The sequence below is a fragment of the Paenibacillus marchantiae genome, assembly GCF_028771845.1.
Lineage (GTDB): Bacteria > Bacillota > Bacilli > Paenibacillales > Paenibacillaceae > Paenibacillus > Paenibacillus marchantiae.
This window is the reverse complement of sequence record NZ_CP118270.1, coordinates 5,098,556-5,114,137: the sequence shown is the minus strand read 5'-3', so window position 1 is coordinate 5,114,137 and position 15,582 is coordinate 5,098,556. Positions and strand designations below refer to the sequence as shown.

13 protein-coding genes are annotated in these 15,582 nt (G+C 44.5%); 12 read left to right on the top strand and 1 reads right to left on the bottom strand.

Features of this window, described 5'->3' with window-relative positions; all coding sequences use genetic code 11:
* The first annotated feature begins 45 nt into the window (after nt 1–45).
* The 12 genes from PTQ21_RS22940 (at nt 46) to PTQ21_RS22885 (ending at nt 14,565) form a co-directional block, all read left to right on the top strand.
* Nucleotides 46–849, top strand: a complete 804-nt coding sequence (locus tag PTQ21_RS22940) for a phosphoenolpyruvate hydrolase family protein (protein ID WP_371121623.1) — start codon at nt 46–48, stop codon at nt 847–849.
* A 163-nt stretch (nt 850–1,012) separates the two neighbouring features.
* Nucleotides 1,013–2,836, top strand: a complete 1,824-nt coding sequence (locus tag PTQ21_RS22935; RefSeq protein WP_274567273.1) for a cache domain-containing sensor histidine kinase — start codon at nt 1,013–1,015, stop codon at nt 2,834–2,836.
* Entirely contained in the window at nt 2,814–3,581 is a 768-nt protein-coding gene (locus PTQ21_RS22930) for a response regulator transcription factor (RefSeq protein ID WP_063563642.1), read from the top strand. Before PTQ21_RS22935 ends, PTQ21_RS22930 begins: the two co-directional genes overlap by 23 nt.
* Before the next feature lie 93 nt (nt 3,582–3,674).
* On the top strand, nt 3,675–4,982 hold the full coding sequence (locus PTQ21_RS22925) for an ABC transporter substrate-binding protein (protein WP_063563643.1): 1,308 nt from the start codon (nt 3,675–3,677) through the stop codon (nt 4,980–4,982).
* A gap of 114 nt (nt 4,983–5,096) precedes the next feature.
* Entirely contained in the window at nt 5,097–5,981 is an 885-nt protein-coding gene (locus tag PTQ21_RS22920; RefSeq protein WP_095205980.1) for a carbohydrate ABC transporter permease, read from the top strand.
* Between the two features lie 15 nt (nt 5,982–5,996).
* A complete protein-coding gene (locus PTQ21_RS22915) occupies nt 5,997–6,824 on the top strand; it encodes a carbohydrate ABC transporter permease (RefSeq protein WP_083584613.1) in 828 nt (275 codons plus the stop codon).
* A 19-nt stretch (nt 6,825–6,843) separates the two neighbouring features.
* Complete coding sequence (locus PTQ21_RS22910) at nt 6,844–9,102, top strand: FAD-dependent oxidoreductase (RefSeq protein WP_274567271.1); 2,259 nt, start codon at nt 6,844–6,846, stop codon at nt 9,100–9,102.
* A gap of 146 nt (nt 9,103–9,248) precedes the next feature.
* On the top strand, nt 9,249–9,815 hold the full coding sequence (locus PTQ21_RS22905) for a helix-turn-helix domain-containing protein (protein ID WP_063563645.1): 567 nt from the start codon (nt 9,249–9,251) through the stop codon (nt 9,813–9,815).
* Nucleotides 9,816–10,036: 221 nt separating this feature from the next.
* Nucleotides 10,037–11,272 (top strand): CynX/NimT family MFS transporter, encoded by a 1,236-nt coding sequence (locus PTQ21_RS22900; RefSeq protein WP_274567270.1) that lies wholly within the window; start codon nt 10,037–10,039, stop codon nt 11,270–11,272.
* A 20-nt stretch (nt 11,273–11,292) separates the two neighbouring features.
* Nucleotides 11,293–11,706, top strand: coding sequence for a universal stress protein (locus tag PTQ21_RS22895; RefSeq protein ID WP_274567269.1), 414 nt, complete (start codon nt 11,293–11,295; stop codon nt 11,704–11,706).
* A 333-nt stretch (nt 11,707–12,039) separates the two neighbouring features.
* Complete coding sequence (locus PTQ21_RS22890; protein ID WP_063563647.1) at nt 12,040–13,269, top strand: multidrug effflux MFS transporter; 1,230 nt, start codon at nt 12,040–12,042, stop codon at nt 13,267–13,269.
* 151 nt (nt 13,270–13,420) lie between these two features.
* Nucleotides 13,421–14,565 (top strand): IS3 family transposase gene (locus tag PTQ21_RS22885; RefSeq protein ID WP_274567268.1). Its coding sequence is split into 2 segments (ribosomal slippage): nt 13,421–13,694 and nt 13,694–14,565, totalling 1,146 coding nucleotides; the frame shifts between segments, so codons are not numbered across the junction.
* Nucleotides 14,566–14,676: 111 nt separating this feature from the next.
* Here PTQ21_RS22885 and PTQ21_RS22880 read toward each other — a convergent pair.
* Nucleotides 14,677–15,573, bottom strand: a complete 897-nt coding sequence (locus PTQ21_RS22880; protein WP_274567267.1) for an AraC family transcriptional regulator — start codon at nt 15,571–15,573, stop codon at nt 14,677–14,679.
* Nucleotides 15,574–15,582 lie beyond the last annotated feature (9 nt).

Here is a 15,582-nt window from a genome sequence, read left to right as displayed (position 1 = left end):
AATAAGGAGGATAACGAAATGAATAAGCTGAACAGATCAGAAATTATGGACAAATTTAGGGGAGAGGTAGAGCAGGGTAAAATCCTACTAGGTGTCGGAGCAGGCACAGGCATTACGGCCAAGAGTAGTGAAGCGGGCGGAGCAGATATGTTAATCGTATACAATTCCGGTCGGTACAGAATGGCGGGCCGCGGCTCGCTGGCGGGCCTGCTCTCCTATGGAGATGCCAATCAAATCGTCGTTGAGATGGGAGCCGAGGTGCTGCCCGTCGTCAAACATACGCCTGTTCTGGCAGGGGTGTGCGGCACGGACCCCTTCCGAATAATGGAGGTATACCTGAAGCAGTTGAAGGAGCAGGGCTTCAGCGGAGTTCAAAACTTCCCAACCGTTGGTTTGATTGATGGGGTGTTCAGACAAAACCTGGAGGAAACCGGTATGGGGTACGACCTGGAGGTTGAAATGATCCGTATCGCCCATGAATTGGATTTGCTGACTACGCCGTATGTTTTTGATCCTGCTCAGGCAAAAGCTATGGCGGAGGCGGGGGCTGACATTTTGGTTGCGCACATGGGGTTGACGACCAAGGGCTCCATTGGTGCAAAAACAGCACTGACCCTGGACGACTGTGTACAACGAATTGAAGCTATTATTGAAGCAGGGCGGGCTGTGAACCCGGAGATCATGATTATTTGCCACGGTGGACCCATTGCAGAGCCGGAGGATGCGGCCTATGTCATTGAGAGAACAAAGGGCATCGATGGATTCTTCGGCGCATCCAGCATCGAGCGCTTTGCGGCAGAGAAAGGTATTACACAGCAGACGGAGTCCTTCAAGTCGATTCGGAAATAGCATCAACTTAACGACAGTCAATTATTTGGCTGTCGTTTTTTTATCCATAGGAAAGAGGAGATTCCCAACTTCTCATATGAGCGCTTACATTTTACTGTTGCGATCTCCCATAATGTTCAGTAAATTGGGAGGTATACACCGATGGGAGGGCTGAGCAATAATCATGTTGACCAGATGGCTGCGACGAATAACGCCTGGCACGTTTAAACACCGAATACTATTTTCGTTTCTGTTATTCCTCCTGACGCCTATAGCCATATTAGTTCTCTACAACTTCCGAGAAACGGAAGTTATGCTCCAGCGGGATGCTTCGGACATTAACGTCAAGCAACTCGAAGGCATCAAAGCCGATCTTATTGATTTGATGAGTCTTGTGATGAAGACTGGGATGCTGCTGGATCAGGATTCTGTCCTCCGGGAAGTGATGCAGAAGCCGGAATTATATGATGCTATCCATCGAAAGCGGATTGTGGAAAATAAATTCGCTAGTATTGAAAACAGCTTTTTCCTTACAGGAGCTACCGTATTCTACACATTGATCGATTTAAAAGGAAACGCTTACACTTCGTATACGCCAGAGAATTCTCTGAATTATGCCCACATCAGTTCCGAGCCTTGGGTACAGGAGCTGAAGAGGACTGAGGGACAGCGGTACGTATGGAAATCCAATGATTTGACGACTGGCGTTCGTGAGAGAAAAGGAAATCGGATGCTGAGCCTTTACGAAGTGCTGCGTGACGACGGACTAAAACCATTTGCTTATGGACGTTTTAGTATCGATTATGAAGCATGGTTTCAGGAAAAAACGGAGGGAAATACATTCGGCAGCGATAGCGAAGGAGCCTATTTTCTAATGGATGGATATGGGAATATTATGCTTCAATCCAAGTCGGGAGACAACGTCCCTTATACCGTGTCATCTGCCATTCCAGCAGCAAGTCAGAGTCAGGGACAGGATACCTCCTCCCAATCCATTGTGAACAATCATATGATGTATACCTATAGCAAAATTCAAGAGCTTGACGGTTATCTTGTGAAAAAGATTCCCCTGTCCTTGTTATTTGAAGAAGTGAACAAACAGAAGCTGAGGTTCTATACGGTATATGGGGCCATCCTGCTGCTGTTTGTGTTGCTGACTTACTTCATTTCCTCAACGGTTACCGGTCCTTTAAAGCATCTTCAACGAAAGATGGAGACAACCGTAAAATTGAATTTGAAGACAAAGCTGCCGGAACAAGGTAAAGGTGAATTGCTGGCCCTAACCCGAAGCTTCAATTTCATGATCGCAGACATCAATAATCTATTGGAACAGTTAAAGCTTGAGGAGCGGCAAAAGCAGTTTGTCCGATTTCAGGTGTTGCTTGGTCAGATGAACCCTCATTTTTTGCTGAATACGCTGAATACAATCAAGAGCATTGCACTGGATAAGGATGAAGATGAGATTTACGAGATTTGTGTATCGCTAGGAAAAATATTAGAAACTACGCTGAATTTGGAGGTTGATCTTATTCTTCTGAAGGAGGAAATTGTGCTAATTGAATCCTATATGGATATCCAACGGAAACGGTTTGGACATGGCATCAAGCTCCACTATGAAGTTTCCAGAGATCTGGAGTATGCGTTGATTCCGAAATTTTGTCTACAGCCGCTGGTAGAAAATTCATTGATTCACGGGTTTGGACAAACACAGCTTGAGGGGCAGATCGACATTCGTGCATCAAGCCACCACTCTCTGCTTATTTTGGAGGTCGCGGATAATGGCATAGGAATGAAAAAATCCCAGGCGAATCAGTCCTACCGGAAACGAAAAAGCATTGGTGTACAGAACCTTCGCGAGAGTTTGGAGCTTATGTTTAAGAACCAGCCAACAGGACTTCGGATAGAGTCGACGGACGAAGGGACGCAGGTCATCATGCATTTCCCATTATTGTTATCCAAACCCTATTTGAAGGAGGGGAGCACCATTGTGGCGCACATTGATCGTTGAAGATGAACAGTACGCAAGAGCAAGCTTGCGCAAATTGTTTACAAAGGCGAATATTCCGTTTGAAATTATCGGTGAGGCGGTAAATGGCGAGGAAGGTTTGCAGTTGATTCGGGAACTGCAGCCTGATGTTGTCATTTCCGACATTTTCATGCCGCTAATGGATGGCATCCGTTTACTCCAGCTCACGAGAAAGGAAGGACATGAATGCCGATTCGTTATGTTGACGGCAGTAAGTGAATTCGAGTATGCCAGACAAGCATTGGAATACGGGGCTTCAGGTTATTTGATGAAACTTTCTCTGGATTTGAAGGAACTGAAGCAAACCATGGACAAAGTAGCCGGAGAGCTGACAAGAATGGATAAGCTTCGCTTGGCAGATAAATGGTTCCCGGATAAGACTACCCAAGAACCAACAGATCATCCAGAGCTGAACCGAATGATTACCTACATTGAGGAGCATTTCGCCGAGGATGTGACATTAAAGAGATTGGCTGAATATGTTCGCATGGATGCCAGTTATGTCAGTGACTTATTTAAGAAAAAGATGGGGATCACGATGACGCATTTTATTCAGAACCGCCGCGTTCAAGCAGCGAAAATGCTGCTGACAGAGACGGAGAAAACGGTGAGTGAAGTTGGCAGGTTGGTAGGCTTCGAGAACGACAATTATTTCATTAAAATATTCAAGCGGTGGTGTGGGTTGACCCCGAACGAATACCGGAAAGAACAAAAAATCGTTCTATGAATATCCAAACACCGTTCATACCCCCAATGTCAGGCTGGTGATAAAGTTAAAGACGTAGCAAGCAGCTTATCAACTCGATAAGGGGGACTGTAAATGAAATATAGAAATTGGTTAAAGGCAGCTTTGATTACGACTTTGACAGCTTCGATGCTCAGCGCGTGCGGAGGGGCTAACAACGAGGGAGCGAGTGCAGGATCGGCAAATCAAAATGCCGGTGAGACCATCAACCTCACGCTTTGGGGAGCTGTTCCTGCCGAGGCTGGACCTCAAGAAGTGATTGACAGCTGGAACAAAGAAAATCCCGACATTCAGGTCGAGTACTTCCGTTATGTAAATGATGACCCCGGTAACCTAAAGCTGGATACGGCGCTCATGACGGGTCAGGACGCAGACTTGTTCGTCAACTACACGCTTAACCGTTTACAGAAACGTGTTGATGCAGGAGTCGCTTTGGATCTGAGCAGCCGAACAGATTACAACATCGACGAGCAAATGGGGGTAGACGCCGCTCAATGGAAAATCGGGGATAAGTATTATGGCATTCCGACAAAGAAAAACATGTTATTCATCTGGCTTAACAAAAGCATGCTGGATGAAGCCGGTCTTCCGATTCCTCCCGTTGATTGGACATGGGATGACTTGAGAGAATATGCGAAAGCGCTAACAAAATCAAATGTGTACGGTCTTATGCAGCATGATGCTGCCTTTACCGCCGCAATTGACGGTACCATAGCGGGTCTTGGGGTAACCACGGCGGAAGGAACATCTAACTTTAATAATGATCTTTGGAAAAAGCAGCTTCAAATCGTACATGACATGATGTTTGTGGACAAATCGACGCCCGAATATGGAGAACAAGTAACAAGCAAGATGCCGGTAGACACAATGTTCCTTAAAGGGGAAGCAGCTATGTTAGCCGCAGGAGAATTTATTTTCCGCAACGCCAATAACCTGAAGGATTTTCCACATGACTTCAAAATCGCATTCGCTACAATTCCGAAAGTATCTGCCGATCAGAAGGATTATAAGTATGCTGGTGGTTTAGGTGATATGCTCTCCGTTAACGCAAAATCCAAACATCAGGATGCGGCATGGAAGTTCGCAAAGTGGTATGCGGACGGCGGAATGTTGCCGATGGCAAGTGGAGGGCGCCTTCCATCCTCGAAGAGCGTTGATAACAAGCAGGCGATGGACCTGCTGCTCAAAGGTGTTGAAGACAAATACGATACAGAGTCGATGAATAGCGTTGTGTTCGGTGAGTTCCCATCATTCCAGCTGAATGTACCGCAGCAAGCGCTGGATGCCCGCAAGGAAGAATATGAGAAATACTTCCTGAATGAGCAGGATATTGATACAACGCTTAAGAATATGGCCAAACGCCATCAGGAATATATCAAATAATCAAATAATCGAATATTGACAATATCCTTAAGAGAGAAGAAGGATTCTTCGCTTCCGTCTTCTCTCTTTGCTGTATTTAAAAAGTTTCATACGAGAAGAAAGGCGGCGTTTTCTGTGAAAAGGAACAGCTGGATTCGGAAACAAGGCTGGGTGGGCTACATATTTATTTTGCCTAATATGCTCGGTATCCTGGCATTTTTTATTCTGCCTGCCTTGTACTCCTTCTTTATGATGTTCACGGACTATCAATTCGCCAATCCGAATTGGACGTTCACCGGATTAGATAATATCCAACGCCTTTTTGGTGATGATCAGTTCTATGCTTCAATCAAATATACGATCATATTCCTGATGTCCGTTCCGGTCTCATTAGCAATTGCATTTCTCGTTGCTCTTGTGCTTAACCGGAGCGTGTATTTGAAAGGATTGCTTAGAGGCATGTTCTTCCTGCCATATATCTCAAGCGGTGTTGCTGTTGCTTTTGTATGGATGCTGCTGTTCCAGCCGTCCCAGGGGCCAATTAATGAAGTACTTCGCTTTATCGGCATTGTATCGCCTCCGGGTTGGTTCGCCGATTCAAGTTCGGCGATGTATGCCATTGACGTCGTGCAAATCTGGTTTATGTTAGGTTACAACATGATTATCTATTTGGCAGCCCTGCAGGAGATTTCGACTGAGCAACTTGAAGCGGCACGTATTGACGGTGCAGGGAAAGCAACTATTACATGGAGGATTGTATGGCCGCTTGTTAGTCCAACGACATTTATGCTATTGATTACGGGGCTGATTATGACGGTCAAATCCTTCTCTCTCATCCAAGCGATTACGGGCGGCGGCCCAAGCGGAAGCACTACGATTCTGTCGCTGTTCGTCTACAAAACGGCATTTAGCTATTATGAGATGGGCTATGCGTCAACCATTTCCTGGTTCCTGTTTGCGGTTATTCTTGTCATTACCATTATCCAATGGGTCGGCCAAAAACGCTGGGTCCATTACTAGAGAGGAGCTGGCTCTATGTTTAGAATAACGAAGACACGCTCGGTTAAGCTTTCTGTCACGATCCTTATGCTGATTGCAGGGTTGTTTATGATTGTCCCTTTTTTATGGATGCTCAGTACTTCCTTCCAGACCCCTAGTGAGGTATTCCGCCAATGGCTTCCTTCGAAGCTGGACTGGACCAGCCATAAGCGAATCTGGACGGGAAACTATAACTTTCTCCCTTATTATTTGAACTCAATTAAGATTGCCGTGATTGGTACAGCAGGTGCCGTTTTTTTGTCGGCCTTTGCTGCTTATGGTTTCGCCCGTACGGAATTTAAAGGACGCAATACCCTCTTCATCGTGTATCTATCCATGATGATGATTCCTCCTCAAGTCGTTTTTGTTCCGAAGTTTATCCTGTTTAACTGGCTTCATATTTATAACACGCATTGGGCATTAATTCTGCCAGCCATGTTCTCGATATTTGGCGTATTTATGCTCCGTCAATTCTTTCTCAGTATACCGAACGAGATTACAGAATCTGCATTACTCGATGGTGCGGGTCATTTTCGAATTTTCTTCAAGCTGGTGTTACCGTTAGCCAAACCAGCGCTTGCAACGTTTGCGATTATCGATTTTTCCTGGCAGTGGAATGATTATGAGAATGCTCTGGTTTTCCTGCAGAGTCCAAAGCTTTATACGATTCCGCTTGGTCTACAAAATTTCGTTTTGGAAAACAACGTTGATTATAACGGAATGATGGCAGCTTCTTCCGCAGCGATTATCCCTATGATTTTAATCTTTCTGCTTGGTCAGAAATATATTATTCAAGGTGTATCCAGTTCAGCTGTAAAAGGCTAATTCAAAGGAGGCTTATATAATGAGACGCGAGAAACTATTATTCGATGTTACGGTCATTGGCGGAGGACTTTCCGGGATTTGTGCCGCTATTGCAGCGGCAAGATTAGGTCAAAAGGTTGCCCTCGTGCATAATCGTCCTGTACTTGGCGGCAATTCCAGCTCCGAGGTACGTGTATGGGTATGCGGTGCAACGGGGCATGGCGTGAACCGTTACGCCCGGGAGACCGGCATTATGGGTGAATTATTCATTCAAAATCAACAACGGAATCCGGAAGGCAACCCCTATTTGTGGGACGTTACTTTGCTGGAGGCGGTAAGAGCCGAACCTAATCTGACTCTATTTATGAATACGGATGTTAGAGAAGTAGAAGCAGACGGTGAGAAGGATGCAAGGATAATTCGTAGCGTGAAAGGCTGGATGATGGGCTCCGAGCGTGAGATTACGTTTGAAAGTAAGATCTTTCTTGACTGTACAGGTGACGGACTCGTCGGATTTCTCGCTGGAGCAGCATACCGGATTGGCCGTGAAGCCCGTCATGAGTTCGGGGAAGAATGGGCACCGGAAGTTGCTGATGATATTACGCTTGGCAGCACACTGTTGTTCTATACGAAAGATACCGGAAAACCGGTACGGTTTGTAGCTCCATCGTTTGCTAAAGACATTACGACAACCCCAATTCCGCTAAAGCGTGTGATCCGCAGTGGAGATTCTGGCTGTCATTACTGGTGGATTGAATGGGGCGGCGAGCTGGATACGGTACATGAGAATGAGCAGATTCGGGATGAGTTATGGTCTGTTATTTATGGCATCTGGGATTATATTAAGAACTCCGGCAAGTTTCAGGCCGAGGAGATGACGTTGGAATGGGTAGGCTCGATTCCAGGCAAACGCGAATACCGTCGCTTCCTTGGTGATACGATTCTGACGCAAAATGATGTTATCTCTCAGCGTCCATTCGAAGACCGGGTCGCCTTTGGTGGTTGGTCCATCGACCTGCATCCTCCACAAGGGATGTATGCAAGCGAGAGCGGCTCCAAACATCTGCATGCGGATGGCATATATCATATTCCGTTTGGGTGCCTGTACTCCCGCAATGTCAGCAATCTGCTGTTTGCGGGACGTAATATCAGTGCATCGCATGTTGCATTTGGAACAACCCGCGTTATGGCAACTTGTGCAGTAATGGGAGAAGCGGCAGGTGTAGGCGCTGCCTTGTCGGTAATCAAAGGCATCACGCCTCGTGAGCTGCGTGAGCAGCATTCAACCGAATTGCAGCAAACGATGTTACGGACCGATGCCTCAATTATAGGACTGAGAAATATGGATTCTGCTGATCTTGCGAGAAAGGGGATCATCACGGCTTCAAGCACGATGACCCGAATTTTGATCAACGAACCTTCCGAGGAATACCGGCTGGTCACTGATGTTGGATGGCTGTTCCCGACCGAGGGTGGAATTGAGGGATTTACGCTGTTGGTCTCTGCCCGTGAGGCTACAAGTCTCACTATAGAACTATGGGATACAGGTCGCCCTGAGAATTATGTACCGGCAAACTTCAAGCAAGCTTTGCATATCCAGGTCGATGCAGGTGAAAATCGATGGTTGGATGTGCCTGCAGACAGTGCAATGTTTGGAGGGGATCCTTCTAATGTATTTATCATTGTTCGTGCGAATGAAGCAGCCAGTCTCTATACATCAGCTGTTCCGATCAGCGGTGTCCTCGCGTTTGAGCGGGGAGTCAAGCCAATAGTCAGCTCTGATCTGGAGGATCATCAGCCGAATCAGCCCATTATCGAATGGTCGATGAAGCGACTTGTCCGAAAGCCATTCTGTTTTGCAGTTGAGACTGGCGCGTATTTACCTGATAAAGTCATCAACGGCTATGTCCGCCCGTTTGGCGGTCCACAGTTGTGGATATCGGAGCCCATCACTAATGGCCGTGAAGAATGGATTGAAGTCAAGCTTCCAGAACCAGTGGATATTCGGGAAATTCACCTTACCTTTAATGACGATGTTAATGAGGATTTGATCAATTTGCATCATCACGAGACACCGTTTCTGATCATTCCCGAGTTGGTTAAGAGCTACGAGGTGCAGGCATATATTAATGGGGAATGGGAACGTTTTGCTGGTGATAGCCATAACCTTACTCGCAAAAAGATTCATCGTCTTGAGAATCCGATCCAATCAAAACGGATTAGGGTGATCATTAAGGAAACGCACGGTGGCGATCGGGCAGAAGTGTTTGAAATTCGACTATATGATTCTTATAGATGACGGCACCCGTGTTCCGCAGCTAGCATCCACAAATAAATGATTGGCCGAAATCTCGCCTTCTTCTTCTGAACTCTAATCGTATGGAAAAGAATCTAGATAAACGATATACTAGCTTATAACTGCTTTTTTGTTGAGGTGAATATCTAATGGAAGAAGTCGACGAATCCAAACAACTTGTATTACAAATTGGCGCTGCCTTGAAAAGGTACAGAAAAGAAAACAACATGAGCTTAGATGACTTAGCGGAATTGACAGGCGTAAGCAAACTTACTCTGGGAAATATCGAACGTGGCGAGACAAATCCAACTTTGGCGATCATATGGAAAATCTCAAAAGGCATATCTTTACCACTCTTGGCTTTGTTCAAATCAGAAGACCCTGTAAGTTTGTATCGAGCAGGCGAAGGACTGCGGTTTTCTAATGAACAAAAAAATTGGGTTATTGAACCCGTCTTTAAAAACGCTAGCAGCGATATTGAAATGTGTCGGGCTTACTTACAGCCCAATAGCTCCTACCATCCTGAAGGACATCATGTGAATACAACTGAAATTGCGACCGTAATGACGGGATCCATTGAAATTCAAGTCAATGGAGAGATTCACATCTTGAATCAATACGATACGATTAGTTTTCGTGCTGATTCTCCTCACTCTTATACTAATCATACGAATAGTGAAACCGTGCTGCATATAGCCTTGAAGTATGGTTTCTAAAAGTCGCAAATTCCACTTATGAATACAACTCCGAATTCCATTACCGGAATTCAGAGTTGTATTTTTGTTTTTTTAGACAATTTAATTATATTATAAAATACTTATTGTAAATAATAATATACTGTAATATACTTTTGTTGTCCGCGCGGATAATTATTGCACCATTTTCACAATCAACAGGGAACAAATAATACCTGTGATTTCAGAAGGAGAATTGAAGAATGCTGAACAATCAAAATACAAAAGCCCTACCTTCCTCTATAGGGTTTATCATTCTCGGCATTATTTTTATTGCTGCTAATTTACGTACTCCCTTAACATCAGTCGGTCCTTTAGTGAGTCTAATAAGGGATGACGTTCATATTTCAAATACATTAGCGGGCTTGATAACGACTTTACCCTTGCTAGCCTTTGCTTTATTATCGCCTCTAGTACCGAAATTAGGCCGAAAGTATGGGGTTGAACGTATCATTTTGCTTGCCCTAATCTTTTTGACAATTGGCATTGTAATACGTTCTTTATCTGGTGCAGCTAATCTGTATATTGGAACAGTAATTCTAGGATTTGCAATTGCCATATGTAATGTATTATTGCCAAGTATAATCAAAAGGGATTTCCCCAATAAAATTGGCTCTATGACAGGTCTTTACTCCGTTTCAATGTGTTTATGTGGAGCCATTGCATCAGGAATCAGTGTACCGCTAGCTGTGAACGCAGGTCTAAGATGGCAGGGAGCATTAGGAATATGGGGGGTTCTAAGTTTTGTAGCCATTCTCTGTTGGTTACCCCAATTAAGAAATCAATCGAAGCAAACAGTCACGACCAGTCAGCAGAGGGCCAGCAACGATGTGAATGTTTGGCGGTCCCCTCTTGCATGGCAGGTAACCTTATTTATGGGTATACAGTCCATGGTTTTCTATGTGTTGATCGCATGGTTACCTGAAATTTTAAAGCAGCAAGGAATTGATTCAACCCAATCAGGTTGGTACCTCTCGATAATGCAGTTAGCACTGCTTCCATTTACATTTATTGTTCCTGTTATTGCTGGGCGCATGTCTAGCCAACGTTTGTTAGTGGTTATCACAACCATTTTGCTTTTGACGGGAACACTCGGGCTTCTTTACGGAAGCTCCAATATTATATTATTGTGGATCATAATACTGGGAATTGGTGTAGGTTTCGCCTTTAGTTTATCCATGATGTTTTTTGGGTTACGCACTGAAAATGCGCATCAAGCAGCGGAATTGTCTGGCATGGCGCAATCGATTGGATATCTTCTTGCCGCAATTGGTCCTGCACTTATTGGATATCTGCATGATGCGACAAATAGTTGGGATATGCCACTTTTCATTCTGCTGGGCGCTTCGGTCTTACTTTTGTTAGCCGGAATGGGAGCAGCAAGAAACCGTTTTGTAGGTAGCGGAAGTCGTTACGAGCTGCCACGGAAAGGACGATAACTATGTTTGACAAAATTATTGTGGCAATTGATCAAGCTGGAATAACGAACAAACTTCTCAATGCAACCGTTGAAATAGCCCGAGACAAACAAAGCCAAGTTACCTTGGTTAATGTTAGCCAGGAATATGTATCGAGTGGTATGACCTATTTACCAGAGAATTTCTTGGAAGAAATATTGAACGAAATGAAGAAAGCGAGTCTGGAACAGTTGCAACGCACCAAATCCAAATTAAAATCTGCGGGGATTAACTCAGAAACAGTTCATCTTAAGGGAGATCCTGCACATGAAATATTAAAATATGCTAAGGATACTGAGCAGCAACTTATTATTATTGGTAGCCGGGGGCTAAGTGGCATAAAAGAAATGATGCTTGGAAGTGTCAGCCACAAGGTTTCACAGTTATCGAAATGCCCAGTGCTCATTGTGCACTAAATCCTTAGGAAACTGCAAGGCTGATGCATTGATATACTAATGCGGAACACGAGTTACATTAATAGTCTAAACCCCCCCTACTAGAGCAAAACTATAATTTGCTCTAGTAGGGGGTTTTATGATTGCTTTTAAACGAACTATTGACTTACAGTTAACTCTATGTCTTATACTCCGAATAGGAAAGAAAAATAAGTGGCTTTTCTGGAGTAGGGCAGTTACAATTTGTTAGGATCATAGATGTGGGGTGTGAACGGGGGATAGGTAACGCTAAATGGATTGTAATGACGATTCAAATAAACTAAATTACGTAATGAATTGGAGATTTAATCAACAATGATAAAGAGTAATAATTGGAATGTATTTGGCCTGGCTTTGTTGCTGGGTTTGTTTTCAACATTAGGCCCATTTACTATTGATATGTATTTACCGGCTTTTCCTGAGATTGCAAAGAATTTCAATACAAGTGCATCACTTGTTCAGTTTAGTCTTACTGCTTGTTTATTAGGTCTAGGTGTGGGGCAGCTCGTTATGGGTCCTTTGAGTGATGCTCACGGTAGACGTAAACCGTTGTTAATCTCCATGGCAGCCTATATTATTTGCTCCTTGGCGTGCGCTTTTGCTCCTAATATCGGACTATTGATTTTGTTTCGGTTCACTCAAGGGTTTGCGGCTTCAGCAGGAATTGTTATTTCTCGCGCGATAGCTAGAGACCTGTACAGTGGACATGAACTCACTAAATTCTTCTCTTTGCTGTTGCTTGTAGGGAATTTAGGGCCTTTGGCAGCACCGATCGCTGGAAGTGGCATTCTTTCATTCACGACATGGATTGGAGTGTTTATCTCACTCTCATTTTTGGGCGTTTTCTTATTAATAATGACAAAGTGGGGCTTGAAGGAGTCTAACCCACCTGAACGACGTATGGCTCCCAACTTCAAACAACAGTTGGGCAATTACAGAACGCTACTACGTGACCGCAAGTTTGTCGGCTATATGCTTGCACAGGGAATCATGACGGCTGGGGTATTTGCATATGTAGCAGGAACACCATTTATTTACCAAAATATTTATGGAGTCACACCAACTGTATTTGCTATATTGTTTGCTTCGAACGGGATCAGCTTGATCATCGGTTCCCAAATTGTGGGTCGGTTAGCACAACGTATACCTGAGCAGACCCTTCTATTATCTGGACTGTGGCTTGCTCTAGCGGCAAGCGTTGCAGCTTTGGTGGTAACCATAGTTCATGGCCCGCTGTTCGCATTGGTCATTCCATTGTTCTTCTTTGTTTGCTCCATAGGTATTACGTCTACTGCAGCATTTCCGCTTGCGATGGAGAGCCAAGCCAAGATGGCTGGAAGTGCAGCAGCGCTACTCGGAGTTGTTCCTTTCCTTTTAGGCGCGCTGGTTGCTCCTCTGGTTGGTATCGCAGGTGAAGACACTGCCGTCCCACTTGGACTCACTTTATTAATGACCAGTCTCGTTGCGATTCTTACGTACTTCCTACTCGTTAAAAAAATATCGCATCACACACCTCAGCATGCTCAGTCTGATGCTAACTTTTAATTGAGAATATGAGGGATTGATCCTATTAGATATAAAAAACCGTTGATCTTTAATTTGGAACTGACCCCATAACGAGAGACAAATTAAAACACCTTCAAGTGAATGAAACCTTGTCGTAAGATAAGGAGATCATCTTGGAGGTGTTTTTGCATTGGCAACTAGAGTAAGTTATCCCGTGGAACTAAAGATGAAAGCCATAGAAATGAGATTAGCAGAAGTACCCGTAAAAGAAGTTATGGAGAAACTGGGGATACGGAATGAATCACAGCTGAAAACGTGGATGAGGTGGTATCGAAAAGGAGAAGTTCATCGCCTGGAGCAACCCGTAGGCAAGCAATATAGCTATGGAAAAGGCCCAGGTCACTCCACAGAGCTCGAAAAAGTTAAAGCAGAAAACCGTTTCCTGAAGCAACAATTGGAACTGCTAAAAAAGTACAAGGAATTGGAACGGAGGTGGAAGCTGAGGTCGTCATCGCCTGGATTGAATCCATTCGAGAAGAAGTAACTATATCTGAGGCTTGTACATGGCTTGGAATTGCTCGTGCGACCTACTACCGCTGGAAGGCAGCCGTTGAGAGGAAGCGCCCAGATCCAACAGTGGAGAAAGTCATCCAACTTTGCACTCAACACAAGTTTCGGTATGGGTATCGAAAGATCACTGCCTTACTTCGATCAGAAGGTCCAATTAATCACAAGAGAGTTCAGCGAATCATGCAGTGCGAGGGATTACAATGCCGAGTGAGGATCAAGAAGCGAAAAACGACTGGGCAACCGGCACAACCAGCGGAACATCTGCTTAAACGAAAGTTTCATGCAGAAGCTCCGTTGCAAAAATTGGTGACTGACATTACGTATTTGCCGTTTGGTAACAAAATGTTGTACCTTTCAAGCATTTTGGATCTGTACAACGGAGAAATTGTCGCTTACAGTATAGCGGACAAGCAGGACACATGCTTAGTTCTGGATACATTGAATCAAATTCCAGAGCGAAGCAATATGCTGCTCCATAGCGACCAAGGTAGCGTGTACACGTCCCAGAATTACCAGGCTGTAGTAAAGGGAAAGGGCATTATCATGAGCATGTCCCGAAAAGGAACGCCCGCTGATAATGCCCCCATAGAGTCGTTTCATTCCACACTAAAGTCTGAAACGTTCTACCTCGAAGATCTGATGTCTACAACGACGGCCATCGTTGAACAGACCGTTCGAAACTACATTACTTACTATAACTCAATTCGAATTCAAACAAAACTAAATAACCAGTCTCCGATGGATTTCCGAAGACTGGCTACTTAACTTGCAAGGTGTTTTGATCCCTGTCTCACAAAAGGGGTGCAGTCCCATTTAAAGACTCAACGGTTTTTTATTATGGTAATGAAGGAAAGACGGCAAAGAACTTTTGAAAGGCTAGCCTTTCGGGATCTTCCGGTAGCTGGATGGGGAGAATCCCGAAATCTTCTTGAAGAGTCGGGAGAAATAATAGGGATCACTAATGCCCACTGCATAGCTGACTTCCTTAATACTCAGTTCGGTAAGATCCAGAAGATGACCTGCCCGCTGAATTTTGAGCCGTAGAAAATATTCGATCGGAGCGACGCCCGTTTCAGAATTAAAAAGAAAGATCAGATGCTGTTTCGACACCCCGACATGATTAGCCAACTCCATAAGAGAAATAGAGCCACTCATATGTACATTCATGTATTGAATGGCCTGTTCCAGATAAGTTTCACGTTTCTTCTCTTGTGCCGATTTGACGGCATTTAAGCCAATCCCGGAGAGCAACTGTCTTGTAGTTTGGGCCACATGTACATGGGTAGTCAGGGCATATGTCCGCTCGGCCAGCATTTCATAGGTAGGTAGGAACCATTCCATTAATCGGGCCTTGCCGCTTGGGGATAAAGCGAGTGTGGCGTTAGATAAACCAAACATCTTCACCAATCGATTCGAATGGCTGCCTTTGAAATGAAACCAGTAGATACTCCATGGATTCTCCTGCATTGCCCCGTAACGATGTGCAGTTTCGGGTGGGATTATCATCATATCTCCTTGCTGCATGATTAATCGCTCTCCATGATTCAACTCAACCCATCCTTCTCCCGCTTCACAAAAGATGAAAATATGAGAGGGGCTGCCTTCCAGGCGCTCCCTGAAATGATATTGAGCATTAGAGAAATAGCCGATGTCCGTAATAAATAAGGTAGAGGTTAGTTCTTCTTGTTCCAGTTCTTTCATCCAGTATTCTGGAAGTACATATAGCTTCTGCTCTACAAATCCTTCACGCTTGCGTATGTGGTCAGGACTCATTCCAGTTAC

What these genes read in the sequence shown, in the direction of transcription:
- PTQ21_RS22940 (WP_371121623.1), top strand. Translation starts at nt 46, where the DNA reads ATGGACAAATTTAGGGGAGAGGTAGAGCAGGGTAAAATCCTACTAGGT.
- PTQ21_RS22935 (WP_274567273.1), top strand. Translation starts at nt 1,013, where the DNA reads ATGTTGACCAGATGGCTGCGACGAATAACGCCTGGCACGTTTAAACAC.
- PTQ21_RS22925 (WP_063563643.1), top strand. Translation starts at nt 3,675, where the DNA reads ATGAAATATAGAAATTGGTTAAAGGCAGCTTTGATTACGACTTTGACA.
- PTQ21_RS22915 (WP_083584613.1), top strand. Translation starts at nt 5,997, where the DNA reads ATGTTTAGAATAACGAAGACACGCTCGGTTAAGCTTTCTGTCACGATC.
- PTQ21_RS22910 (WP_274567271.1), top strand. Translation starts at nt 6,844, where the DNA reads ATGAGACGCGAGAAACTATTATTCGATGTTACGGTCATTGGCGGAGGA.
- PTQ21_RS22905 (WP_063563645.1), top strand. Translation starts at nt 9,249, where the DNA reads ATGGAAGAAGTCGACGAATCCAAACAACTTGTATTACAAATTGGCGCT.
- PTQ21_RS22900 (WP_274567270.1), top strand. Translation starts at nt 10,037, where the DNA reads ATGCTGAACAATCAAAATACAAAAGCCCTACCTTCCTCTATAGGGTTT.
- PTQ21_RS22890 (WP_063563647.1), top strand. Translation starts at nt 12,040, where the DNA reads ATGATAAAGAGTAATAATTGGAATGTATTTGGCCTGGCTTTGTTGCTG.
- PTQ21_RS22880 (WP_274567267.1), bottom strand. Translation starts at nt 15,573, where the DNA reads ATGAGTCCTGACCACATACGCAAGCGTGAAGGATTTGTAGAGCAGAAG.